This is a genomic window from Serratia sp. KH_031, from assembly GCF_057839655.1.
In genome coordinates this window covers 2,574,688-2,598,173 of sequence record NZ_CM174496.1, presented here as the reverse complement: position 1 = coordinate 2,598,173, position 23,486 = coordinate 2,574,688, and the positions used below count along the sequence as shown (strand labels likewise).

The following is a 23,486-nucleotide window of genomic DNA, read 5'->3' as shown; positions in this document are numbered from 1 at the left end:
GACGGTTTAGCATTAAGGAAAATCTGAGATTTGGCTCTCTTTCCATATTCCGTTAATAAAACCAGGTAATTTTATATGAAAAACACTGTTCACTTAATCGTCGTAGACGGCAAAAAGATCGTCGATACCGCTTCTCTGTCTGCGGAGGTTAGTGGCACACCTAAGCACATCAAAGCCATCCGTGGTGGTAAATATCTGTTATCCGCTGAAGACAACCAACCTGCTCCCGATAATATTCGCGTTAAGCGTGTCGGGAAGGATTTGCACGTCTTTACACAAGAGGGCGACGAGACCCCTGAGCTGATCATTGATGGTTTCTATGATCAACAGGGTGAGCTTGCCGGTATGGGCACGGACGGCAATTACCACACTTATGTGAGCCAAGGTACTGACCAAGATGCCTTCCTGATTTTGGAAGACGGTTCTGTCTCACCGTTACTGCTCGCAAGTGAAACGACTTCTGGTCTTGAAGGCCTGAGTCTGACCGGTGGGCTTTCTGCGGGCATGATTGCTGTTGGCGCATTGGCAGCATTAGCCGCGTTGACCGGTATTGCTTTAGCCGCCGGTGGTGGTGGCGGCGGTGATAGCGGTAATGCTGATGGTAATGGGCAGCCTGTTGAGGCGACTGTTCCGGCGGATGCTATCGCTACCGATAACGTTGGTGCGGTGACAGGCGTGATTACCCAGGGCAATAGTACTGATGATACCCGTCCGGTGGTTACAGGTTTGGGGACGCCAGGCCATGTGGTTCGAATCTATGACAATGGTGAGTTGATCGGTTCTACCACGGTTGGCAGCGATGGTCGCTGGCAGTGGCAGTCAGACACAAAACTGACCGAGGGGACTCACAGCCTGAGCTTCTCGGAAGTTAACTTGGGCGGTGTTGAAAGTGCGAAATCTTCTCCGATCAATTTTGACGTTGATACCACGGCACCGGATGTTCCTGCCGGGAAATTGCAAGATGGTAATGGGCTAGATTTGAGCACCGGTGGTCTCTCCAACAGCGACGAGATGACAATGTCTGGTAGCGGCGCTACCCCGGGCGATGTGGTGAAACTGTACGACGGCGATACCCTGATCGGTTCGGCGGTAGTTGAAGACGACGGTAGTTGGAGCGTGACCGGCCCGGTGAGCGGCGACGGCACACACGAGTTGGGCGCGAGCTTTACCGATCCGGCGGGCAATGAGAGCGCAAGAACGGCTCCGATCATTGTCGATCTCGACACCAGCGCTCCAGATGCACCAGTAGGGCAACTGCAAGACAGCAATGGGTTTGATCTGAGCTCAGGCGGCCTGACTAACAGCGATGAGATGACGATGTCCGGTAACGACGGTGTACCGGGTGATGTGGTGAAACTGTACGACGGCGATACCTTGATCGGTTCGGCAGTCGTGGAAGAAGACGGTAGTTGGAGCGTGACCGGCCCAGTGAGCGGTGATGGCACACATGAGTTGGGTGCGAGCTTTACCGATCCGGCGGGCAATGAGAGTGCAAGAACGGCTCCGATTACGATAGATCTCGATACCACTGCGCCGGATGCGCCGGTAGGACAATTGCAAGATGGCAATGGACTTGACCTGAGTGCTGGTGGCCTGACCAATAGCGACGAGATGACCCTGTCCGGCAATGGTGGCATCGAAGGTGATGTGGTGAAGCTGTACGACGGCGACACGCTGATCGGTTCAGCCGTGGTCGAAGCTGATGGTAGCTGGAGCGTGACCGCTCCGGTAAGTGGTGACGGCTCACATAATCTGAGCTCCAGCCTGACTGACCCAGCGGGCAACGAGAGTGCAAAATCTACCCCAATTGTGGTGGAATTGGATACCACGGCGCCGGATGCTCCTGTAGGACAGTTGCAAGACGGTAACGGTCTTGATCTGAGTACTGGCGGCCTGACTAACAGCGATGAAATGACCTTGTCCGGTAACGACGGTGTACCGGGTGATGTAGTGAAACTGTACGACGGCGATACCCTGATCGGTTCGGCGGTAGTTGAAGACGACGGTAGTTGGAGCGTGACCGGCCCGGTGAGCGGCGACGGCACACATGAGTTGGGCGCGAGCTTTACCGATCTGGCTGGCAATGAGAGCGCAAGAACGGCTCCGATCATTGTCGATCTCGACACCAGCGCTCCAGATGCACCAGTAGGGCAACTGCAAGACGGCAATGGGCTTGATCTGAGCTCAGGCGGCCTGACTAACAACGATGAGATGACGATGTCCGGTAACGACGGTGTACCGGGTGATGTGGTGAAACTGTATGACGGCGACACCTTGATCGGTTCGGCGGTAGTTGAAGAAGACGGTAGTTGGAGCGTGACCGGCCCAGTGAGCGGTGATGGCACACACGAGTTGGGCGCGAGCTTTACCGATCCGGCGGGCAATGAGAGCGCAAGAACGGCTCCAATCATTGTGGATCTCGATACCACTGCTCCGGATGCACCGGTAGGCCAACTGCAAGATGGCAATGGACTTGACCTGAGTGCGGGTGGCCTGACCAACAACGGTGAGATGACGTTGCGCGGTAACGGTGGTACGCAAGGCGAGATCGTGAAACTGTACGACGGTAATACGCTGATCGGTTCGGCGGTGGTCGAAGCCGATGGCAGTTGGAGCGTGACCGCTCCGGTAAGTGGGGATGGCCCACATAATCTGAGCTCCAGCCTGACTGACCCAGCGGGCAACGAGAGTGCAAAATCCACCCCAATAGTGGTGGAACTGGATACCACGGCGCCGGATGCTCCGGTAGGGCAGTTGCAAGACGGTAACGGTCTTGATCTGAGTGCAGGCGGCCTGACTAATAGCGATGAAATGACCCTGTCCGGTAACGACGGTGTACCGGGTGATGTAGTGAAACTGTATGACGGCGACACCCTGATCGGTTCGGCGGTAGTTGAAGACGACGGCAGCTGGAGTGTTTCTGGCCCGGTGAGCGGCGACGGCACACACGAGTTGGGCGCGAGCTTTACCGATCCGGCGGGCAATGAGAGCGCAAGAACGGCTCCGATCATTGTGGATCTCGACACCAGCGCTCCAGATGCACCGGTAGGCCAACTGCAAGATGGCAATGGACTTGACCTGAGTGCGGGTGGCCTGACCAATAGCGATGAGATGACCCTGTCCGGCAATGGTGGCATCGAAGGTGATGTGGTGAAGCTGTACGACGGCGACACGCTGATCGGTTCGGCGGTGGTCGAAGCCGATGGCAGTTGGAGCGTGACCGCTCCGGTAAGTGGGGATGGCCCACATAATCTGAGCTCCAGCCTGACTGACCCAGCGGGCAACGAGAGCGCGAAATCTGCCCCAATTGTTATCGAACTGGACACCACGGCACCAGATGCGCCAGTGGGACAATTGCAAGACGGTAACGGTCTTGATCTGAGCGCCGGTGGCCTGACCAACAACGGTGAGATGACGTTGCGCGGTAACGGTGGTACGCAAGGCGAGATCGTGAAACTGTACGACGGTAATATGCTGATCGGTTCGGCCGTGGTTGAAGCTGATGGCAGTTGGAGCGTGACTGCCCCGGTAAGTGGTGATGGCACGCATAACCTGAGTGCCAGCCTGACCGATCCTGCTGGTAACGAGAGTGCCAAATCTACGCCGATAGTTGTAGATCTCGATACCACTGCTCCGGATGCACCGGTAGGTCAACTGCAAGATGGCAATGGACTTGACTTGAGCGCCGGTGGCCTGACTAACAACGACGAAATGACGTTGCGTGGTAACGGTGGGACGCAAGGCGAGATCGTGAAGCTGTACGACGGCGACACGCTGATCGGTTCGGCAGTCGTGGAAGAAGACGGTAGTTGGAGCGTGACCGGCCCAGTGAGCGGGGATGGCACGCACGAGCTGGGCGCGAGCTTTACCGATCCAGCGGGCAATGAGAGTGCAAGAACGGCTCCGATTACAGTAGATCTCGATACCACTGCTCCGGATGTACCGGTAGGGCAACTGCAAGATGGCAATGGACTTGACCTGAGTGCAGGCGGCCTGACTAACAGCGATGAAATGACCCTGTCCGGTAACGACGGTGTACCGGGTGATGTAGTGAAACTGTATGACGGCGACACCCTGATCGGTTCGGCGGTAGTTGAAGACGACGGCAGCTGGAGTGTTTCTGGCCCGGTGAGCGGCGACGGCACACACGAGTTGGGCGCGAGCTTTACCGATCCGGCGGGCAATGAGAGCGCAAGAACAGCTCCGATCATTGTGGATCTCGACACCAGCGCTCCAGATGCACCGGTAGGCCAACTGCAAGATGGCAATGGACTTGACCTGAGTGCGGGTGGCCTGACCAACAACGGTGAGATGACGTTGCGCGGTAACGGTGGTACGCAAGGCGAGATCGTGAAACTGTACGACGGCGACACGGTGATCGGTTCGGCAGTCGTGGAAGAAGACGGTAGTTGGAGCGTGACCGGCCCAGTGAGCGGTGATGGCACGCACGAGCTGGGCGCGAGCTTTACCGATCCAGCGGGCAATGAGAGTGCAAGAACGGCTCCGATTACAGTAGATCTCGATACCACTGCTCCGGATGCACCGGTAGGCCAACTGCAAGATGGCAATGGACTTGACCTGAGTGCGGGTGGCCTGACCAATAGCGATGAGATGACCCTGTCCGGCAATGGCGGCATCGAAGGTGATGTGGTGAAGCTGTACGACGGCGACACGCTGATCGGTTCGGCGGTGGTCGAAGCCGATGGCAGTTGGAGTGTCACCGCCCCGGTAAGTGGGGATGGCACGCATAACCTGAGTGCCAGCCTGACTGATCCCGCAGGTAACGAGAGCGCGAAATCTGCCCCAATTGTTATCGAACTGGACACCACGGCACCAGATGCGCCAGTGGGACAATTGCAAGACGGTAACGGTCTTGATCTGAGCGCCGGTGGCCTGACCAACAACGGTGAGATGACGTTGCGCGGTAACGGTGGTACGCAAGGCGAGATCGTGAAACTGTACGACGGTAACACGCTGATCGGTTCGGCCGTGGTTGAAGCTGATGGCAGTTGGAGCGTGACTGCCCCGGTAAGTGGTGATGGTACGCATAACCTGAGTGCCAGCCTGACCGATCCGGCTGGTAACGAGAGTGCCAAATCTACGCCGATAGTTGTATATCTCGATACCACTGCTCCGGATGCACCGGTAGGTCAACTGCAAGATGGCAATGGACTTGACTTGAGCGCCGGTGGCTTGACCAACAACGGCGAAATGACGTTGCGCGGTAACGGTGGAACGCAAGGCGAGATCGTGAAGCTGTACGACGGTAACACTTTGATCGGTTCAGCTGTGGTCGAAGCTGATGGCAGTTGGAGCGTGACCGCCCCAGTAAGTGATGATGGCACGCATAACCTGAGCGCCAGTTTGACTGACCCCGCAGGTAATGAGAGCGCGAAATCTGCCCCGATTGTTGTGGAGTTGGATACTGAGGCACCAACGTCTACGTTAGTTCTGGTGGACAACGAACCAACGCTGGCCGGTGAAACGGAAGCGAATGCCATCGTGTTTATCCGCGTTGGTAATGTTGATTTGGGTAGCGTACAGGCAGACAGTTCAGGAAACTGGAGTTGGAAGCCAAGATTCCCTGCGCTTGACGGTCACTATAACTTCAACGTGCGGGTGCAAGATGCAGTTGGGAATATCAGTGAACCTACTAATTCTGTCGGTTTTGGTGTGGCTACAACGGTTAATGACTTCAATGACACTACCGGTCAGGGGTGGACACTTTCGGATACATGGAGAACAAGCGGCTCTTTCACTGGGGTTAATTTTGATGGTCGTTATCAGGCTGGCGTTGATATGAGAGGCGAGATAATGTTCCGTGAAATTGAAGTGAAAGCGGGGCATTCATATACCTTTAGTTATGCTGACACTGCTCGTGGCCCAGATGCTAACTGGCCAAATATTGGATTTATGGTCGATGGTGTTTATGTGATACCTATTCAGTCTGTTGCAGGCAACGGTTCGCCAATGGGAACCTGGATTGCGGAAGAAACGGGAATTGTTCGTATTGCATTTATGAGTGGAGATACTAGCAATAATAACGTTTTAACCTTAGATAATTTCTCAATGCGAGAAGCAGGACCTGAGGCTGCCACACCATCTGTCTTTAGTGAACAAAGTGATGACAGCCATCATTTCGAACTAACGGGCAGCGAATATCACCTGATCGATGACGAAGCGGTGTTGAATTTGTCTGACTTGGCGCAACAGCACCAAGAACAGGCACAAGACATTCACGCCATCTCCCTTGAAGGGCACGGCAATAACACCTTAAACGTCAGCATTGATGATGTATTGGCGCTGGGTGGCGAAGACGTGTTCCTGCAGGATGGCAATAAACAACTGATTATCAATGGCGATGCTGGCGATGTGGTGAATTTGGAAGCCAAGCTCGGTGAGCAGACTCAAGAGCAGTGGAATGCTCAAGGGCAAGTGACGCATGACGGCACCGTGTATAACGTTTACCAGAACAGCGGTCATGATGTTGAAGTGCTGATCCAACAGGATGTTCAGACTAACCTGTAATTATTCTGAAGAGATCAAATCTTACTGACCAAGCCCGTCGTTTGTTTCATTCGACGGGCTTTTCTATATACAAAAAAGCCGATAACCCATAAGGATGACCGGCTTTGCGATAACGCAGGGCAGTTCTGGTGAGTTAAACTGTCAGCAATTGCTCTGCGGTACTTTCGACCAAGGCCAGCAGTACTTTAATGTCTTCCAAGGTGACCGTTGGGTTCAGCAACGTCATCTTCAAGCAAGTGACACCATCAAATTCGGTAACCCCGACGTTGGCACGTCCAGACTCCAGTAAGGCGTCACCGATGCGTTGGTTCAGCAATGCTATCGCCATCTCGTCATGCGTTGATAACTGCTGCGGACGATAGCGGAACAACACACTGGCTAACTGTGGTTGCATCACTAACTCAAGTGACACTTGGTCAGAGATATAATGTGCCACCTGTTGCGCTAGAGTGACGCCATGATCGATTATCTCGGCGTATTGCTTCTGCCCCAAAGCTTCTAACCCCATCCACAGCTTTAACGCATCAAAGCGGCGGGTGGTTTGCAGCGATTTGGAGACCAAGTTTGGCACGCCCTGAGCTTCGTCAAACTCGGAGTTCAGGTAGGCCGCTTGATAGCGCATCAATTCATAGTGGCGGGCTTCTTTCAGTAAGAATGCCCCGCAACTGATGGTCTGGAAGAATTGCTTGTGGAAATCCAGCGTAATGGAATCCACTAACTCAATACCGTCGAGATAGTGACGATATTTTTCAGACAGCAACAACGCACCGCCCCATGCCGCATCCACATGTAGCCAAATCTGATGTTTGGCCGCCAAGGTTGCAATAGCGCGCAACGGGTCAATAGCCCCGGCGTCGGTGGTGCCAGCAGTGGCAACAATCGCCAAGATTTGCTCACCGTTGGCTTGCGCCTGTGCCACTTTTTCTTCCAGATCGGCCAGATCCATGCGTGCGAAGGGATCGGTTTTCACCAGCGTGACGGATTGGTAACCCAAACCGAGCAAAGCCATGTTCTTCTGCACCGAGAAATGGGCGTTTTCAGAACACAGAACTTTAATCTTCTTCAGATTACCTACCAAACCGTCTTGCTGAACTGAGTGACCCTGACGCGCGAAGAATGCGTCACGCGCCAACATCAGCCCCATCAGGTTGCTCTGAGTACCGCCACTGGTGAACACCCCAGCATCACCTGCTTGATATCCCACTTGCTCACGCAACCACTCGATCAGCTTCATTTCGATGAGAGTGGCCGATGGGCTTTGATCCCAAGAGTCCATGCTCTGGTTGGTGGCGTTGATCAACACCTCGGCGGCTTGGCTGACCACCAAGCTCGGGCAATGCAAATGCGCAACGCACTGCGGGTGATGCACAGACAGACTATCTTTCAGGAAATACTCAATCGCACGCTCGATCGCTGCCTGATTGCCAAGGCCTGCGGGATTAAAATCCAGCTTGATGCGTTCGCGCAGTTCAGCAACGGTTTTCCCCTGATACATCTCGGGTTGTTGCAACCATTGCACCACCGCTTGACTGCTTTGTGCGATCGCTTGCTGGTATGCCTCGGTGCTTTGCGCCGAGGCCGCCAGAATCGGATTTAATTTAGACATTACGGTTCCCTATTCAGACAGGTTTGATGCCAGCGGCTAATAGCGCCTGCTCAAATTTTTCAAGGAAAATGTCCAGCTCGTCGTTGGTGATCAGTAGAGAAGGCAGCAGACGCAGGACGCAGCCATTGCGGCCACCGCGCTCCAAGATCAGACCAGCGTTAAAGCATTCTTTTTGCAGCAAGGCAGATAGTTGACCGTCGGCAGGGTAACTGCCCATATGATCTTTTGCTTCGTTTGGCTTCACAATTTCAATGCCGATCATCAAGCCTAGGCCGCGTACGTTGCCGATGACCGGATAACGTTTTTGTAGTTCAGTCAGTTTGCCCTTCAACCATTCACCCTGACTCGCCACTTTGTCGGCAATATGATGATCTTTAATATATTGCAGGGTAGTCAGGCCGGTCGCCATCGCCAACTGGTTGCCGCGGAAAGTCCCTGTGTGGTGGCCAGGTTCCCAAGCATCGAACTGTTTCTTGATGCCTAATACCGCCAACGGCAAGCCACCACCGACGGCTTTGGACATCACGATGATGTCTGGTTCAATACCGGCGTGTTCGAAAGCAAACAGTTTACCTGTGCGGGCAAAACCAGCCTGAACTTCGTCGATAATCAGCAGAATGCCGTGTTCTTGCGTCACTTTACGAATACGCTGTAACCACTCAACAGGTGCCGGGTTAACGCCGCCTTCACCTTGAACTGCTTCCAAAATGACGGCCGCAGGTTTGCGTACGCCGCTTTCGACGTCGTTGATCAGGTTTTCAAAGTAATAGGTCAATGCTTTGACGCCCGCTTCACCGCCAATGCCCAGAGGACAACGGTACTGGTGCGGATAAGGCATAAATTGCACTTCAGGCATCATGCCGTTGATCGCTTCTTTCGGCGACAGGTTACCGGTGACCGAGAGTGCACCGTGGGTCATGCCGTGATAACCGCCAGAGAAGCTAATCACACCGGAACGCCCAGTGTATTTTTTCGCGAGTTTTAGAGCGGCTTCGACCGCATCGGCACCTGAAGGGCCGCAGAACTGCAGGCAATACTCTTCACCTTGTTTAGGCAACAAAGAGAGCAAGTATTCGGAGAATTGATCTTTTAACGGGGTCGTCAGATCAAGGGTATGTAACGGCAAGCCGCTAGTAATGACATTTTGGATGCTTTGCAGTACGTCAGGGTGGTTATGTCCTAGAGCCAGTGTTCCCGCCCCAGCCAAACAATCAAGATATTGATTATTTTCAACATCCGTGATCCAGACTCCTTGGGCTTTCGCAATGGCCAATGGCAATTTGCGCGGATAACTCCTAACATTCGACTCAAATTCGGCCTGTCTTGCCAAATAGGTTTCATTATTTTCATTTAGTGAATTTGCAACTAAAGCGTCAAAACGGACTTTATCCGTCATCATATCTCTCCTACAACCGGGGTAATCAATACACCCTGATTGAATTAATAAATTAAAAAATAGTTACCTTGTAAAAATCGCGTCCAATATATGGCTTTTTAGTTTGGGGCTCAATAGTTTATTTTGTGTTGTTGTTTTTATATTTTTTGATATTAATCAATATGTTAGTTATTTTGTGGTTGTAATTGATTGATAGTGAGGCATTAGGTTGGCGTGCGTGAGGTGGCACTAAGGGTTGTTCAATAGTCGTCAACGTGATTGTGGTGGGCGCTGACAGCGATGGGCAGCAAGACTTTGTGGATGTAACCCAAAGAAGCATTCAATCTAAAGTTGGTGTAGTATGTCCGCCCACGTAAGTCGGTGTGGCGGTGGTTGTGACATCCGTTGCCGTGAAAAGTATTTACACAACAAGGTGTTAATATAGTTTGAAGTTAACGCCTTGTTTTTGAAGGTATACCAGACGCCTGTGAAGGCGACACTAGAGGTTTGCTCAATGAGCGAAAAGTTACAGAAAGTTTTAGCGCGCGCCGGCCATGGTTCGCGTCGTGAAATCGAAGGCATGATTGAAGCTGGCCGCGTCAGTGTTGACGGCAAAATCGCCAAGTTGGGCGATCGTGTTGAAGTGACAGCTGCGCTGAAAATCCGTATGGATGGTCATGTTGTTTCGATCAAAGAATCCGAAGAGCAAGTTTGTCGTGTACTGGCTTATTACAAGCCGGAAGGCGAGCTTTGTACACGTAGTGATCCGGAAGGTCGTCCAACGGTATTCGATCGTTTGCCTAAAATGCGCGGTGCGCGTTGGGTCGCGGTAGGTCGTTTGGACGTGAACACCTCTGGCCTGCTGCTGTTCACCACCGACGGTGAATTGGCTAACCGCCTGATGCACCCAAGTCGTGAAGTTGAACGTGAATATGCTGTACGTGTCTTCGGCCAAATTGATGACGATAAACTCAAGCAACTGAGCCGTGGCGTACAATTGGAAGATGGCCCTGCGGCATTCCGTACCATCAAATTCCAAGGTGGCGAAGGGATTAACCAGTGGTACAACGTGACCTTGACCGAAGGGCGCAACCGCGAAGTTCGCCGCCTGTGGGAAGCGGTCGGTGTACAGGTTAGCCGTTTGATCCGCGTGCGTTATGGCGATATCGATTTGCCAAAAGGTATTCCGCGTGGTGGTTGGAGTGAGCTGGATCTGCCAGCGATTAACTATCTGCGTGAACTGGTGGAGTTGCAGCCAGAAACCGTCAGCAAGTTACCGGTAGAACGCGATCGTCGCCGTGTGAAAGCCAACCAAATTCGCCGTGCGGTGAAACGTCACAGCGTGGCTGCACCTTCCGGTGGACGCCGTGGTGCGACAGGGCGTAGTGCTACCGGCAGCAAACCGGGTAAGCCAAGTAAGCGTCAATCGTCTTAATTCCGCACAAGAACCGCAGCTATTTGGCTGCGGTTCTTTTATCTACTCACGAAATGCCTCGTTAGTAATCGATCCCTTGCTGCGCTTTAATGCCTGCATCAAATGCATGTTTCACCGGCCGCATCTCGGTCACTGTATCTGCCAGCTCCAGTAAATCACGATGACAACCCCGTCCGGTGATAATCACCGTTTGGTGAGCAGGGCGCTGCGCCAGAGCCGTCAGCAACTCTTCTAACTCCAAATAGCCGTAACTCAGCATATACGTCAGCTCGTCCAACAACACTAGATCTAGGCTGTCGTCGGCCAGCATCCGTTTACCGTGCTGCCATACCTTTTGACAGGCGGCGGTATCGCTTTCTTTATTCTGCGTATCCCAAGTAAAACCGGTCGCCATCACCTGAAATTCTACCCCGTGCTGTTGCAGCAGGTTTTTCTCACCGTTTGGCCATTCGCCTTTGATGAATTGGATCACGCCGGCTTTCATACCGTGTCCAACGGCGCGGGTGACGGTACCAAACGCGGCCGTGGTTTTGCCTTTGCCATTACCGGTAAAGACCAGCAATAGACCACGAGTTTCCTGTGCGGCGGCGATACGTGCGTCGACCTGTTCTTTCAACCGTTGTTGGCGTTGCTGGTGGCGATCTTCAGCCATATTCATGATTCCTTATTCGGCTGGGCCTGCTTTACGGTTAGGTTGTGCGTCAAAACTCATACCGGTTTTACGGCGGCTATCGTCGCCCATTAAATACAGGTACAGCGGCATAATATCCGCCGGCGTTTTCAGCTTGTCTTTGTTTTCATCCGGGAAAGCAGATGCGCGCATTTTGGTGCGAGTTCCGCCCGGATTGATGCAATTAACCCGTAAATTGCGATTTTTATACTCTTCGGCCAGAACTTGCATCATGCCTTCGGTCGCGAATTTGGAAACAGCATAAGCCCCCCAATTGGCGCGCCCGACGCGACCTACGCTGGAGCTGGTAAACACCAGTGAACTGCTGTTGGATTTCAGCAATAACGGCAGCAGCGCCTGAGTCAGCATAAAGGTCGCATTGACGTTAACCTGCATTACATCGTTCCAGACATCTAACGACTGTTCGGTCATTGGCACGATATCACCCAGTAAACCCGCGTTATGCAATACGCCGTCGAGACGTGGGATCTTGGTGGCTAAATCTGTGGCGATCTGTCGGCACTGTTCTGGCGTGGTATGCAGCAAATCCAACTGAACCACCAGCGCCGAAGCCCAGCCCTTCGCGGCGATCTCTGCTTGTACCTCTTGTAACTTACTTAAGGTTCGTCCGACTAGAATTAGCCGCGCGCCGAAACGTGCGTAGGTCAGCGCCGCTTCGCGGCCAATACCGTCGCCAGCGCCGGTAACTAAAATAATGCGTTGTTCGAGCAGATCGTGTTTAGGTTGGTAATGCACAGTAATTCCTCGCGCCGTGGTGGCAGGCTCCCGCGAGTATCGCAGAGCCGCGGTGAGGCGGGGCGATATTGATGACCCCGCAGCGAATTTGGTTCATCACGTCGATGAATAATGCGTGTTATATGCCTGAAATGGATCGCATTTTCAATGAGTAGCTGACCTAAATGGCAATTTGTTGTAACAAAAACGGAACATTCCCAACTTGGTTATGCGCAAAACAGCCCCCATTGTGGAATCAGTCTCGCAAGATTTTTCATTTGACCGCGACAGCCGTCCGTGAGGTTGGCTAGAATGGAAGGATTACACTAACAATTTGTTATAAAGGCGGAATCTGTGGAGTTTATATTTGGTTATGGCCTATTCCTGGCTAAAGTTGCCACGGTAGTGATCGCCATCGGTGCACTGGCTGTGTTGTTGTTCAGCCTTGGGCAACGCAAAGGATCGCAAAAAGGGGAGTTACAACTCACCGATTTAGGTGAGCAGTACCGTGATATGCAACGTGAAATGCGTTTGGCACGCATGGGCGAAGCAGAACGCAAAACATGGAGCAAACAGTTTAAAAAGCAGAATAAAGCCGATGACAAACTGAAAAAACAACGTGCCAAAGCGGGGGCGGTAGAAGCCACCAAACCTTGCCTATATGTACTGGATTTTAAAGGCAGTATGGATGCCCACGAAGTGACCTCGCTGCGTGAGGAAATCTCGGCGGTGCTGGCGGTAGCCACAACGAAAGATGAAGTTTTGTTACGTTTGGAAAGCCCAGGTGGCGTGGTGCATGGTTACGGATTAGCGGCTTCGCAACTTGAGCGCCTGCGTAAAGGGGGAATTCGCATGACGGCAGCGGTAGATAAAGTGGCTGCCAGCGGAGGCTACATGATGGCTTGCGTCGCCGATCGCATCGTCGCGGCTCCCTTCGCCATTATCGGTTCGATCGGTGTGGTTGCGCAGATCCCGAATTTCCACCGTTTGCTGCAAAAGAATAATATTGATGTTGAATTGCACACGGCGGGAGAATTTAAACGTACCCTAACGTTGTTTGGTGAAAACACCGAACAAGGTCGTGAAAAATTCCGCGAAGATTTAAATGAAACTCATGAGTTATTTAAACAATTTGTCCATCAGCAACGCCCATCATTGGACATCGCTAGTGTAGCGACTGGCGAACATTGGTTTGGTACTCAGGCCAAAGAGAAAGGGCTAATCGATGCCGTTGGCACCAGTGATGATTTACTGATTGCCGAAATGGAAAATCATGAAGTTATTCAAGTACGTTATACCCGTCGCAAACGCATGATCGATCGTTTCACTGGCAGTGCTGCCGAAAGTGCCGATCGTCTACTATTACGTTGGTGGCAACGGGGCGAAAAGCCGTTACTTTAAACAGTAACATTAAACAATGGGGGGTAAATAAATACCCCCATAGCTTTAATCCTAATCTTCCAGATGATATTTCTCTGAAAGAAGATGTGCCAAATGTTTAAACATATTAAATACAGCGGTCGTTTTCGTTGTGGGTAATCCGTCGGAGTCTAAAAAAAACTCACCTCGGAAAACTAAAACGCCGCTTTTTTGTTCAACGGCGGTCGCGATCATACCCTGAAGATAATCTTCATGTTGCTGGATGATGTTATTTGCTTCTTCCAATAGGGCTTTTCGTGTAATTGGTAGGGGATTCGTGCGCATTTATTAGACCTCCGAACAGTAATCTTGCAACTATTCTAACGTTGCTTTAGGTTTACTCGCAAACTACGCTGAATGGAACGGTCATCTCGACGGCTGGTAAAGTGAGATTGGCGAAAACGGATATTCCGTGCTAATTAAGTTGCGTGACGCTTTTTATCAGGTAGAGTGTGGGATTTTGCGGCGTCAGGTGGAAGGTTTTGTTTACGCCATGAATAAGTCAAGCGCGATCATACCTCTGGGGAATGGTCGTAAAGCGGGTAGGATCAGCAACTTGTGTTCAGGTTGAGCAGTTAAACAGCCAAAAGAAAAAAACAGTTGACCTCCTGCCAGACTGCCGCAATATAAAAAAGAGATATGAATTGCCGCGGCACGGCGAGATAAAAGACTTCTTTTTAGAAGATAAAGATTAGGTAAAGTTAAATATGGGTAAAGCTCTCGTAATAGTTGAGTCCCCGGCAAAAGCCAAAACTATTAATAAATATTTAGGCAATGACTACGTGGTGAAATCCAGCGTCGGTCATATTCGTGATTTGCCGACCAGTGGCTCAGCCAGTAAAAAGAGCGCTGACTCAACCGAAGACAAAGCCAAGAAAAAAGTTAAAAAAGACGAGAAAACGGCGCTGGTAAATCGTATGGGCGTCGATCCTTATCATGGCTGGAAAGCGCATTACGAAATTCTGCCAGGTAAAGAAAAGGTTGTCGCCGAGTTAAAAACGTTAGCAGAAAATGCCGACCACATTTATCTCGCAACCGACCTTGACCGCGAAGGGGAAGCCATTGCTTGGCACCTGCGGGAAGTGATCGGAGGTGATGACAAACGTTTCAGCCGGGTAGTGTTTAACGAAATCACCAAAAACGCGATTCAACAGGCGTTTAACCAACCGGGTGAACTGAATATTGATCGTGTGAATGCTCAACAGGCGCGTCGCTTTATGGACCGCGTGGTGGGTTACATGGTTTCTCCACTGCTGTGGAAAAAAATCGCTCGTGGTCTGTCCGCGGGGCGAGTGCAGTCGGTTGCGGTACGGTTGGTGGTAGAGCGTGAGCGTGATATCAAAGCCTTCGTACCGGAAGAATACTGGCAGTTGCACGCTGACCTGCTGGCGAAAGATGACACCGCGCTGCAAATGGAAGTGACTCATGCGCACGACAAACCGTTCAAACCGGTTAATCGTGAGCAGACCCACGCAGCGGTCAAATTACTGGAAAAAGCGCGCTACCAAGTACTAGATCGTGAAGATAAACCGACCAGCAGCAAGCCGGGCGCACCGTTCATCACCTCCACATTGCAACAGGCTGCCAGTACCCGCCTGAGTTTTGGTGTGAAGAAAACCATGATGATGGCACAGCGCCTGTATGAAGCTGGTCATATCACCTATATGCGTACCGACTCCACCAACTTGAGCCAAGATGCGCTCAACATGGTGCGCGGTTATATCGGTGATAATTTCGGTGATAAATACTTGCCGAAGAGCGCCAACCACTACAGCAGCAAAGAGAATTCGCAAGAGGCGCACGAAGCTATCCGTCCATCGGATGTTAATGTGTTGGCCGAACAGCTGAAAGATATGGAAACTGACGCGCAGAAACTGTATCAATTGATTTGGCGTCAGTTCGTCGCCTGTCAGATGACACCAGCGCAGTACGATTCCACCACGCTGTCGGTGAAGGCCGGTGATTACCAACTGCGTGCTAAAGGCCGCACGTTGCGTTTCGACGGTTGGACGAAAGTGATGCCTGCATTGCGCAAAGGCGATGAAGATCGCACCTTGCCGTTTGTTGAAGTCGGTAGCGATCTGAGTCTGCAACAACTGTTGCCAAGCCAACACTTCACCAAACCGCCTGCACGTTACAGTGAAGCTTCGTTGGTTAAAGAATTGGAAAAACGCGGCATCGGTCGTCCTTCAACCTATGCCTCGATCATTTCGACCATTCAGGATCGTGGTTATGTCCGGGTTGAAAGCCGTCGCTTCTACGCAGAAAAAATGGGTGAAATCGTCACTGATCGTCTGGAAGAAAACTTCCGCGAACTGATGAATTACGATTTCACGGCGCGCATGGAAAATGGTCTGGATCAGGTCGCTAACAATCACGCTGAATGGAAAGCGGTGTTGGATGAGTTCTTTGCCGAATTCAGCGAGCAGCTGGAAAAGGCAGAGAAAGACCCGCAAGAAGGCGGCATGCGCCCGAATGCGATGGTGATGACCAGCATTGATTGCCCAACTTGCGGTCGCAAAATGGGGATTCGTACTGCCAGTACCGGTGTGTTCCTCGGTTGTGAAGGCTATGCGCTGTCACCAAAAGAGCGCTGCAAAACCACCATCAACTTGGTGCCAGAAGCGGAAGTGCTGAACATCCTCGAAGGGGATGACGCAGAAACTAACGCTTTACGTGCTCGTCGTCGTTGTGGGAAGTGTGGCACGGCGATGGACAGTTACCTGATCGATAACCAACGTAAATTGCATGTGTGTGGTAATAACCCGGCCTGTGATGGTTATGAGATAGAAGAGGGCGAATTCCGCCTGAAAGGTTATGAAGGCCCGGTGGTCGAGTGCGACAAATGTGGTTCTGAAATGCACCTGAAAATGGGGCGTTTCGGCAAGTACATGGGTTGTACTAACGAGAACTGCAAAAACACCCGTAAGATCCTACGTAATGGCGATGTCGCGCCACCGAAGGAAGATCCGGTGCCGTTGCCAGAGTTGCCGTGCGAGAAGTCAGACGCTTACTTCGTACTGCGTGATGGCGCTGCTGGCGTGTTCTTGGCGGCAAATACCTTCCCTAAATCGCGTGAAACTCGTGCGCCGTTGGTGGAAGAATTAGTCCGCTTTAAGGATCGTCTGCCAGAGAAATTGAGTTACTTGGCCGATGCGCCAGTGGCTGATGCCGATGGCAACAAGTCGATGGTGCGTTTCAGTCGTAAGACTAAGCAGCAATATGTCTCCTCAGAGAAAGACGGCAAAGCTACTGGCTGGTCCGCATTCTATGTGGACGGCAAATGGGTTGAAGGCAAAAAATAAGTTTTTTGTTAAAACCAAAAATGAAAAACCAGCTCTCGTGGCTGGTTTTTTGTTGTCGAAAGACATTGAACAGATCTATTCTTTGCTCCTTTCCTCATCCTTTTCTTGGTGTTGATTATTTAATTATCGTTACCAGCTTGTGATGTAGCTCTACACTTGTCGATACAGCATGATATAGTGGTTATATAAAAAGAGTTTTTATGATTAAAGCGTATTAGTAGTGATGCTTTTTTCAACATGCCGGGCAATGCCGAGCTATCTCTGTCTGCGGATCATCCGCAGTGTTTAACCTTGGATGGTGTCAGATATGAAATTGCAGCAACTTCGTTACATTGTGGAAGTGGTTAATCACAACCTGAATGTCTCCTCGACCGCGGAAGGGCTTTACACCTCGCAACCCGGTATCAGTAAACAGGTGCGGATGCTGGAAGATGAGCTTGGCATCCAGATTTTTGCTCGTAGCGGCAAACACCTGACGCAAGTTACCCCCGCCGGTCAGGAAATCATCCGCATTGCGCGCGAAGTGCTGTCAAAGGTCGATGCTATCAAAGCCGTTGCCGGTGAGCATACCTATCCGGACAAAGGTTCTTTATACGTCGCCACCACGCACACTCAGGCTCGTTACGCGCTGCCAAACGTGATTAAAGGCTTTATCGAACGTTATCCACGCGTTTCGCTGCATATGCATCAAGGCTCACCGACGCAAATTGCTGAAGCGGTTTCCAAAGGCAATGCCGATTTCGCTATTGCAACCGAAGCGCTTCACTTGTACGACGATCTGATTATGTTGCCGTGCTATCACTGGAATCGTGCGGTGGTCGTGAAGCCCGATCATCCATTAGCCGGTAAGAGCCAAGTCTCCATTGAGGAGTTGGCGGAATACCCGATCGTCACTTACACCTTCGGTTTTACCGGGCGCTCGGAATTAGATACGGCATTTAACCGCGCAGGTTTGACGCCGCGTATCGTGTTTACCGCCACTGATGCCGATGTGATCAAAACCTACGTGCGCTTGGGGCTAGGTGTTGGGGTGATTGCCAGCATGGCGGTTGATCCGGTGCAAGATCCCGATCTAGTGACCGTTGATGCGCGAGATATCTTCACCCATAGCACCACAAAAATCGGCTTCCGCCGCAGTACCTTCTTGCGTAGTTACATGTACGATTTTATCCAACGTTTCGCCCCGCATTTGACTCGCGACCTAGTCGATAGTGCGGTGGCTCTGCGTTCGAACGAAGATATCGAGGCGTTGTTTAAGGACATTAAACTGCCAGAGAAGTGAGTTGTTTGCCCCCTCTTTTAGGTCTTAAAGAGGGGCATTTCCCGCTGTGTTGATCCCTTCAATCATCAATCCCCTGACTACCGCCGATATTCTCTTAAACGCTTTTGCCTATCACTGTGATCAATTCGTGTTGTTATCAAAATGTTATGCCGGCCATGTGTTATCTTTAAACAAGACCTTAATAATGACCCTGTTTTGAAATAATAAGAAATGGAGGAGCTATGTCGTCCGATCTTCGTGAAACAAGTATGGATAAGCTGGTTGCACTGAATAGCGAATATCACTATTTCAGCCTGCCGCTGGCGGCAAAACAGCTGGGTAATATTGACCGGCTACCGAAATCAATGAAGGTGCTATTGGAAAACCTGCTGCGTCATGTGGATGGCGACACGGTGCAAGTTGAAGACTTACAAGCGATCGCGGATTGGCTGAAAACCGGCCATGCGGATCGCGAAATCGCTTATCGTCCGGCGCGCGTGCTGATGCAAGATTTCACCGGCGTGCCCGCCGTGGTGGATCTGGCGGCGATGCGTGAAGCGGTACTGCGCTTGGGCGGCAAGGTGGCGCAAGTTAACCCGCTGTCGCCCGTCGATCTGGTGATTGACCACTCGGTCACCGTCGATGATTTTGGCGATAAAGACGCGTTTGGCGAGAACGTGCGGATTGAAATGCAGCGTAATCACGAACGTTATACCTTCCTGCGTTGGGGACAAAAAGCCTTTAACCGTTTCCGCGTGGTGCCGCCCGGCACCGGCATTTGCCACCAAGTGAACCTGGAATATCTCGGCCAAACTGTTTGGCAACAACAAGAAAACGGTAAAACTATCGCTTACCCAGACACGCTGGTGGGCACCGATTCTCATACCACCATGATCAACGGTTTGGGTATTCTCGGCTGGGGTGTCGGCGGGATTGAAGCTGAAGCAGCGATGCTCGGTCAGCCAGTCTCTATGCTGATCCCAGACGTAGTAGGCTTTAAACTGACTGGCAAACTGAGTGAAGGGATTACCGCTACCGATTTGGTGCTGACCGTGACTCAAATGCTGCGTAAACATGGTGTAGTCGGTAAGTTTGTCGAGTTTTATGGTGATGGGCTGGCCGATTTGCCGCTGGCGGATCGCGCGACTATCGCCAATATGTCGCCAGAGTTTGGTGCGACCTGTGGCTTCTTCCCGGTGGATGAAGTGACGTTAGGTTACATGAAACTCAGCGGCCGCACCGAACAGCAAATCGCCTTGGTCGAAGCCTATGCTAAAGCACAGGGCATGTGGCGCAATCCGGGTGATGAACCGGTATTTACCAGCACGTTGGCTTTGGATATGTCAACGGTTGAAGCCAGCTTGGCTGGGCCGAAACGCCCACAAGACCGGGTTGCTTTACCCAATGTGCCACAGGCGTTCAATGCGACGACCGAGTTGGACATTAGCGGTCAGAAACCGAAAACGCAGTCTGTGCCGGTAACGCTCGATGGCACCGCGCAAGAACTGCATAACGGTGCAGTGGTCATTGCGGCAATCACCTCTTGTACCAACACCTCGAACCCTAGCGTGATGATGGCAGCGGGATTGTTGGCCAAGAAGGCGGTGAAGAAAGGCTTACGCACCAAGCCGTGGGTGAAAACCTCACTAGCGCCGGGTTCTAAAGTAGTCACCGACTATTTCGAACAAGCCAAATTGACGGCCTATTTAGATGAGTTAGGCTTTAATCTGGTGGGCTACGGCTGCACCACCTGTATCGGTAACTCTGGTCCTTTGCCAGAGCCGATTGAGAATGCGATCAAAGCGGGCGATCTTACTGTTGGCGCGGTGCTTTCCGGTAACCGCAACTTCGAAGGCCGTATTCATCCCTTGGTAAAAACTAACTGGCTAGCTTCACCGCCGTTGGTAGTCGCTTATGCGCTGGCCGGAAACATGAAGATTGACTTGACCAAAGAGCCATTGGGTGAGGGTGATGACGGTAAACCGGTGTATCTGAAAGACATTTGGCCGACCAGCCAAGAGATCGCACAAGCGGTGGATGAAGTGCGCACCGAGATGTTCCACAAGGAATATGCTGCGGTGTTTGATGGTGATGAGGATTGGCAGTCGATTAAGGTCGCAGAATCAGAAACCTATCAATGGCAGGAAGATTCTACCTATATCCGTCATCCACCGTTCTTTAGCACCATGCAGGGGAAACCTGATCCGGTGCAGGACATCAAATCTGCCCGTATCTTGGCTATTTTGGCCGATTCCGTCACAACTGACCATATTTCCCCGGCGGGTAGCATCAAATTCGACAGCCCAGCGGGCAAATATCTACAGCAGCATGGCGTCGAGCGGCAGGACTTTAACTCCTACGGTTCGCGTCGTGGTAACCATGAAGTAATGATGCGCGGTACTTTTGCCAATATCCGCATCCGCAACGAAATGGTGCCGGGTGTGGAGGGCGGAATGACGCGCCATATTCCGTCGCAACAGCAGATGCCGATTTACGACGCGGCGATGCAGTATCAGCAGGAAAAAGTGCCGTTAGCGGTGATCGCAGGGAAAGAGTACGGTTCAGGTTCCAGCCGTGACTGGGCGGCGAAGGGGCCACGTTTGCTCGGTGTGCGAGTGGTGATTGCCGAATCTTTCGAGCGTATCCACCGTTCTAACTTGATTGGGATGGGCATTTTGCCACTGGAATTCCCGCAAGGCGTTAACCGTAAGACCTTGGGGTTAACCGGAGAAGAACAGATCAGCGTCAGCGGGTTACAAAGCCTGAAACCGGGGCAAACTGTGCCAGTGGGGATTGTCTATGCCGATGGGCGTAAACAAGTGGTTGATACTCGATGCCGAATTGATACCGGCAATGAGCTGACTTACTACCAAAACGACGGTATTTTGCATTATGTGATCAGGAAAATGTTGTGATCAGGTAAATACGGTAAAACTGATAGGGCACCTTTTCGGTGCCCTATCATAGATTACTTCTGATCCAGCAAATGCCCCATCTTGGCGGCCTTGGTCGCCAGATAGTGTTCATTTTTCGGATTACGCCCGACGATCAATGGCACGCGTTCGGTGATGTTGATACCGGCTTCGCTCAGGATCTCAACCTTCTTCGGGTTATTGGTCAGCAAACGCACCGCATTAACGCCCAATAATTTGAACATGTCGGCGCACAGGGTGAAATCACGTTCGTCAGCAGCAAAACCCAACTGGTGGTTGGCTTCTACCGTATCGGCCCCTTTGTCTTGTAACGCATAGGCGCGAATTTTATTTAGCAGACCGATGTTACGGCCTTCTTGACGGTGATAGAGCAAAATACCGCGACCTTCTTCGGCGATATGTTCCAACGCGGCTTCAAGCTGGAAACCACAATCACAGCGCAGGCTGAACAGCGCATCACCGGTCAGACACTCAGAATGTACGCGTGAGAGTACCGGCAAATCACCAGAAATATCTCCGAAAACCAACGCCAGATGGTCGTGCCCGGTCGCCAGTTCCTCGAATCCTACCATCAGGAAATCGCCCCAAGGTGTTGGCAGTTTGGCTTCTGCCACCCGTTTAAGCTGCATGTTACTCTCCACCAAGACTTCTTAACCCACTCACACGCGAAACTGCGGCGGTTGGCGTTTTGTTTATTATTGTCTATTTTGCCACAACTTCTTGTCTGTAGGTGCTCAGCAAACCAGCAACCGGTGATTTACTTTGCCTATTGTTACCATAGCTTTAGGTATCTGTTTCATTTTCTACATATTCTTGCCATGACAAGATTGTTACACTGCCGGTTGGGCACATGAAAGGATATTGACATGTTAAAGATAGCAAAACGCACGGCGGGCGGAGCATTAGTATTGTTATTAATGCCGTTAGCGGTGTGGATCTCCGGTTGGCAATGGCAACCGGGCGGTAACGATACCGTGCTGAAAGGGTTTTATTGGCTGACTGAGACCGTGACTGCGCCTTGGGGCGTGATTACTAGTGTGATTCTTGCTGGCTGGTTCCTATGGTGCCTGCGCTTTCGATTAAAGCCGGCTATCGGTTTGTTAGTGATGTTGGTTGCTGTGTTAGTGATTGGGCAAGGGATGAAATCCTATATCAAGGACCGCGTGCAGGAACCTCGTCCTTTCGTCTTGTGGTTGGAAAAAGCGCATAACGTTGACGAGAAATATTTCTACTCGCTAAAACGTAAACAGCGCAGTGCGCTAGTGAAAGAACAGTTACAAGATCAACCCTTGATTCCACATTGGTTGCGAAAACACTGGCAAGTTGAGACGGGCTTTGCGTTTCCTTCCGGTCATACGGTGTTTGCCGCCACTTGGGCATTATTGGGCGTTGGATTGTTATGGCCCCGTCGTCATTATAAAACTGTGGCGGTATTGATGGTTTGGGCGGCAGGCGTGATGGGCAGTCGTTTGTTATTGGGAATGCACTGGCCGCGCGATTTGATAGTGGCGACGCTTATTAGTGGGTTGTTAGTGACAATTGTTTGCTGGCTAGCGCAGCGCTGGTTCGGGCCACTCGGTATTCAACAACCGCAAGAGCAGCAGGAAATTACTGAGCGTGAATAATATTTTCGTGACAATGTCACTTGTTAATTTCTACACTGAGCCCACAGTCACCGATCCTAGGTTCTTGTAATTCGGTATTTCAGCCCCATATTGGTATAAACATGGGATTTTGAGAAGTCTTCTCATTAATCGTTCTGAAAGCGCCGTTTTACTGCCGAATAGTCCATCAGACGTGTGGTTTTATCATGCTCGAGGGTTTCCCTGCTATGCTGTGAAATGCTAACTTAGAGAGTAGGGACACCACGTTTAGGCTTGGTTCATCCGATTAACTCGGCATCACGGGAAAGAATGTGAAATATTTGCTTATTTTTTTGCTGGTTCTAGTGATCTTCGTGATTTCCGTCACGTTGGGCTCGCATAACGATCAGGTTGTGACTTTTAATTACTTAGTTGCTCAAGGTGATTATCGCATTTCGACGTTATTGGCAGCCTTGTTTGGCACTGGTTTTGTTTTGGGCTGGATCGTCTGTGGTCTATTTTACCTGCGTACCCGCATTGCGTTGGGGCGCGCTGAACGCAAAGTCAAACGACTGGAGTTGCAGCTTGAGTCACCCGCAGAGCCAACGGTTCCGTCCGTCGTCAGCAAGGAATAAT

At 51.5% G+C, this 23,486-nt stretch carries 14 protein-coding genes; 8 read left to right on the top strand and 6 right to left on the bottom strand.

Going from position 1 to position 23,486, the window contains the following annotated elements:
• Window positions 1–75 precede the first annotated feature (75 nt).
• Window positions 76–6,528: an Ig-like domain-containing protein gene (locus tag AC3ISQ_RS11655; protein WP_489346630.1), complete on the top strand. Its 6,453-nt coding sequence runs from the start codon at window positions 76–78 to the stop codon at window positions 6,526–6,528.
• A 133-nt stretch (window positions 6,529–6,661) separates the two neighbouring features.
• Here the strand turns inward: AC3ISQ_RS11655 and AC3ISQ_RS11650 are convergent, their stop codons facing one another.
• Entirely contained in the window at window positions 6,662–8,134 is a 1,473-nt protein-coding gene (locus AC3ISQ_RS11650; protein WP_489346628.1) for a pyridoxal phosphate-dependent decarboxylase family protein, read from the bottom strand.
• A 13-nt stretch (window positions 8,135–8,147) separates the two neighbouring features.
• Window positions 8,148–9,530: a diaminobutyrate--2-oxoglutarate transaminase gene (locus tag AC3ISQ_RS11645; RefSeq protein ID WP_489353250.1), complete on the bottom strand. Its 1,383-nt coding sequence runs from the start codon at window positions 9,528–9,530 to the stop codon at window positions 8,148–8,150.
• Between the two features lie 493 nt (window positions 9,531–10,023).
• Between AC3ISQ_RS11645 and rluB the strand changes: the two genes are divergently transcribed.
• Window positions 10,024–10,944 carry a 23S rRNA pseudouridine(2605) synthase RluB gene (gene rluB / locus AC3ISQ_RS11640; protein ID WP_489346626.1) on the top strand — a complete coding sequence of 307 codons (921 nt, stop codon included), beginning with the start codon at window positions 10,024–10,026 and terminating at the stop codon, window positions 10,942–10,944.
• Window positions 10,945–11,005: 61 nt separating this feature from the next.
• On the opposite strand, the gene cobO is transcribed toward rluB, so the two are convergent.
• Both cobO and AC3ISQ_RS11630 read right to left on the bottom strand, forming a co-directional pair.
• A complete protein-coding gene (cobO, locus tag AC3ISQ_RS11635) occupies window positions 11,006–11,596 on the bottom strand; it encodes a cob(I)yrinic acid a,c-diamide adenosyltransferase (RefSeq protein WP_489346624.1) in 591 nt (196 codons plus the stop codon).
• Window positions 11,597–11,608: 12 nt separating this feature from the next.
• Window positions 11,609–12,370 carry a YciK family oxidoreductase gene (locus tag AC3ISQ_RS11630; RefSeq protein ID WP_489346622.1) on the bottom strand — a complete coding sequence of 254 codons (762 nt, stop codon included), beginning with the start codon at window positions 12,368–12,370 and terminating at the stop codon, window positions 11,609–11,611.
• A gap of 333 nt (window positions 12,371–12,703) precedes the next feature.
• On the opposite strand from AC3ISQ_RS11630, the gene sohB reads away from it, so the two are divergent.
• The gene (sohB, locus tag AC3ISQ_RS11625; RefSeq protein WP_489346620.1) at window positions 12,704–13,750 is read left to right on the top strand and encodes a protease SohB; all 1,047 of its coding nucleotides are present in this window, start codon (window positions 12,704–12,706) and stop codon (window positions 13,748–13,750) included.
• A 51-nt stretch (window positions 13,751–13,801) separates the two neighbouring features.
• On the opposite strand, the gene AC3ISQ_RS11620 is transcribed toward sohB, so the two are convergent.
• The gene (locus tag AC3ISQ_RS11620; protein ID WP_489346618.1) at window positions 13,802–14,053 is read right to left on the bottom strand and encodes a YciN family protein; all 252 of its coding nucleotides are present in this window, start codon (window positions 14,051–14,053) and stop codon (window positions 13,802–13,804) included.
• A gap of 422 nt (window positions 14,054–14,475) precedes the next feature.
• Here AC3ISQ_RS11620 and topA point away from each other — a divergent pair, with 422 nt between their 5' ends.
• The 3 genes from topA to acnA all read left to right on the top strand — a co-directional run bounded on the left by topA (window position 14,476) and on the right by acnA (window position 21,249).
• A complete protein-coding gene (gene topA / locus AC3ISQ_RS11615; RefSeq protein ID WP_489346616.1) occupies window positions 14,476–17,073 on the top strand; it encodes a type I DNA topoisomerase in 2,598 nt (865 codons plus the stop codon).
• A gap of 307 nt (window positions 17,074–17,380) precedes the next feature.
• Window positions 17,381–18,355, top strand: coding sequence for an HTH-type transcriptional regulator CysB (gene cysB / locus AC3ISQ_RS11610; protein WP_489346614.1), 975 nt, complete (start codon window positions 17,381–17,383; stop codon window positions 18,353–18,355).
• A 221-nt stretch (window positions 18,356–18,576) separates the two neighbouring features.
• The gene (gene acnA, locus AC3ISQ_RS11605; protein WP_489346612.1) at window positions 18,577–21,249 is read left to right on the top strand and encodes an aconitate hydratase AcnA; all 2,673 of its coding nucleotides are present in this window, start codon (window positions 18,577–18,579) and stop codon (window positions 21,247–21,249) included.
• Window positions 21,250–21,302: 53 nt separating this feature from the next.
• On the opposite strand, the gene ribA is transcribed toward acnA, so the two are convergent.
• Window positions 21,303–21,896, bottom strand: coding sequence for a GTP cyclohydrolase II (gene ribA, locus AC3ISQ_RS11600; RefSeq protein WP_489346610.1), 594 nt, complete (start codon window positions 21,894–21,896; stop codon window positions 21,303–21,305).
• A gap of 237 nt (window positions 21,897–22,133) precedes the next feature.
• On the opposite strand from ribA, the gene pgpB reads away from it, so the two are divergent.
• Window positions 22,134–22,892, top strand: coding sequence for a phosphatidylglycerophosphatase B (gene pgpB / locus AC3ISQ_RS11595; RefSeq protein ID WP_489346608.1), 759 nt, complete (start codon window positions 22,134–22,136; stop codon window positions 22,890–22,892).
• A 290-nt stretch (window positions 22,893–23,182) separates the two neighbouring features.
• The gene (locus tag AC3ISQ_RS11590) at window positions 23,183–23,485 is read left to right on the top strand and encodes a LapA family protein (protein ID WP_489346606.1); all 303 of its coding nucleotides are present in this window, start codon (window positions 23,183–23,185) and stop codon (window positions 23,483–23,485) included.
• Window position 23,486: the final 1 nt, after the last annotated feature.

Coding starts and splice junctions, on each gene's coding strand:
- ribA (WP_489346610.1), bottom strand. CDS start 21,896: ATGCAGCTTAAACGGGTGGCAGAAGCCAAACTGCCAACACCTTGGGGC.
- AC3ISQ_RS11645 (WP_489353250.1), bottom strand. CDS start 9,530: ATGACGGATAAAGTCCGTTTTGACGCTTTAGTTGCAAATTCACTAAAT.
- AC3ISQ_RS11620 (WP_489346618.1), bottom strand. CDS start 14,053: ATGCGCACGAATCCCCTACCAATTACACGAAAAGCCCTATTGGAAGAA.
- cobO (WP_489346624.1), bottom strand. CDS start 11,596: ATGGCTGAAGATCGCCACCAGCAACGCCAACAACGGTTGAAAGAACAG.
- acnA (WP_489346612.1), top strand. CDS start 18,577: ATGTCGTCCGATCTTCGTGAAACAAGTATGGATAAGCTGGTTGCACTG.
- AC3ISQ_RS11655 (WP_489346630.1), top strand. CDS start 76: ATGAAAAACACTGTTCACTTAATCGTCGTAGACGGCAAAAAGATCGTC.
- rluB (WP_489346626.1), top strand. CDS start 10,024: ATGAGCGAAAAGTTACAGAAAGTTTTAGCGCGCGCCGGCCATGGTTCG.
- topA (WP_489346616.1), top strand. CDS start 14,476: ATGGGTAAAGCTCTCGTAATAGTTGAGTCCCCGGCAAAAGCCAAAACT.
- AC3ISQ_RS11650 (WP_489346628.1), bottom strand. CDS start 8,134: ATGTCTAAATTAAATCCGATTCTGGCGGCCTCGGCGCAAAGCACCGAG.
- cysB (WP_489346614.1), top strand. CDS start 17,381: ATGAAATTGCAGCAACTTCGTTACATTGTGGAAGTGGTTAATCACAAC.
- pgpB (WP_489346608.1), top strand. CDS start 22,134: ATGTTAAAGATAGCAAAACGCACGGCGGGCGGAGCATTAGTATTGTTA.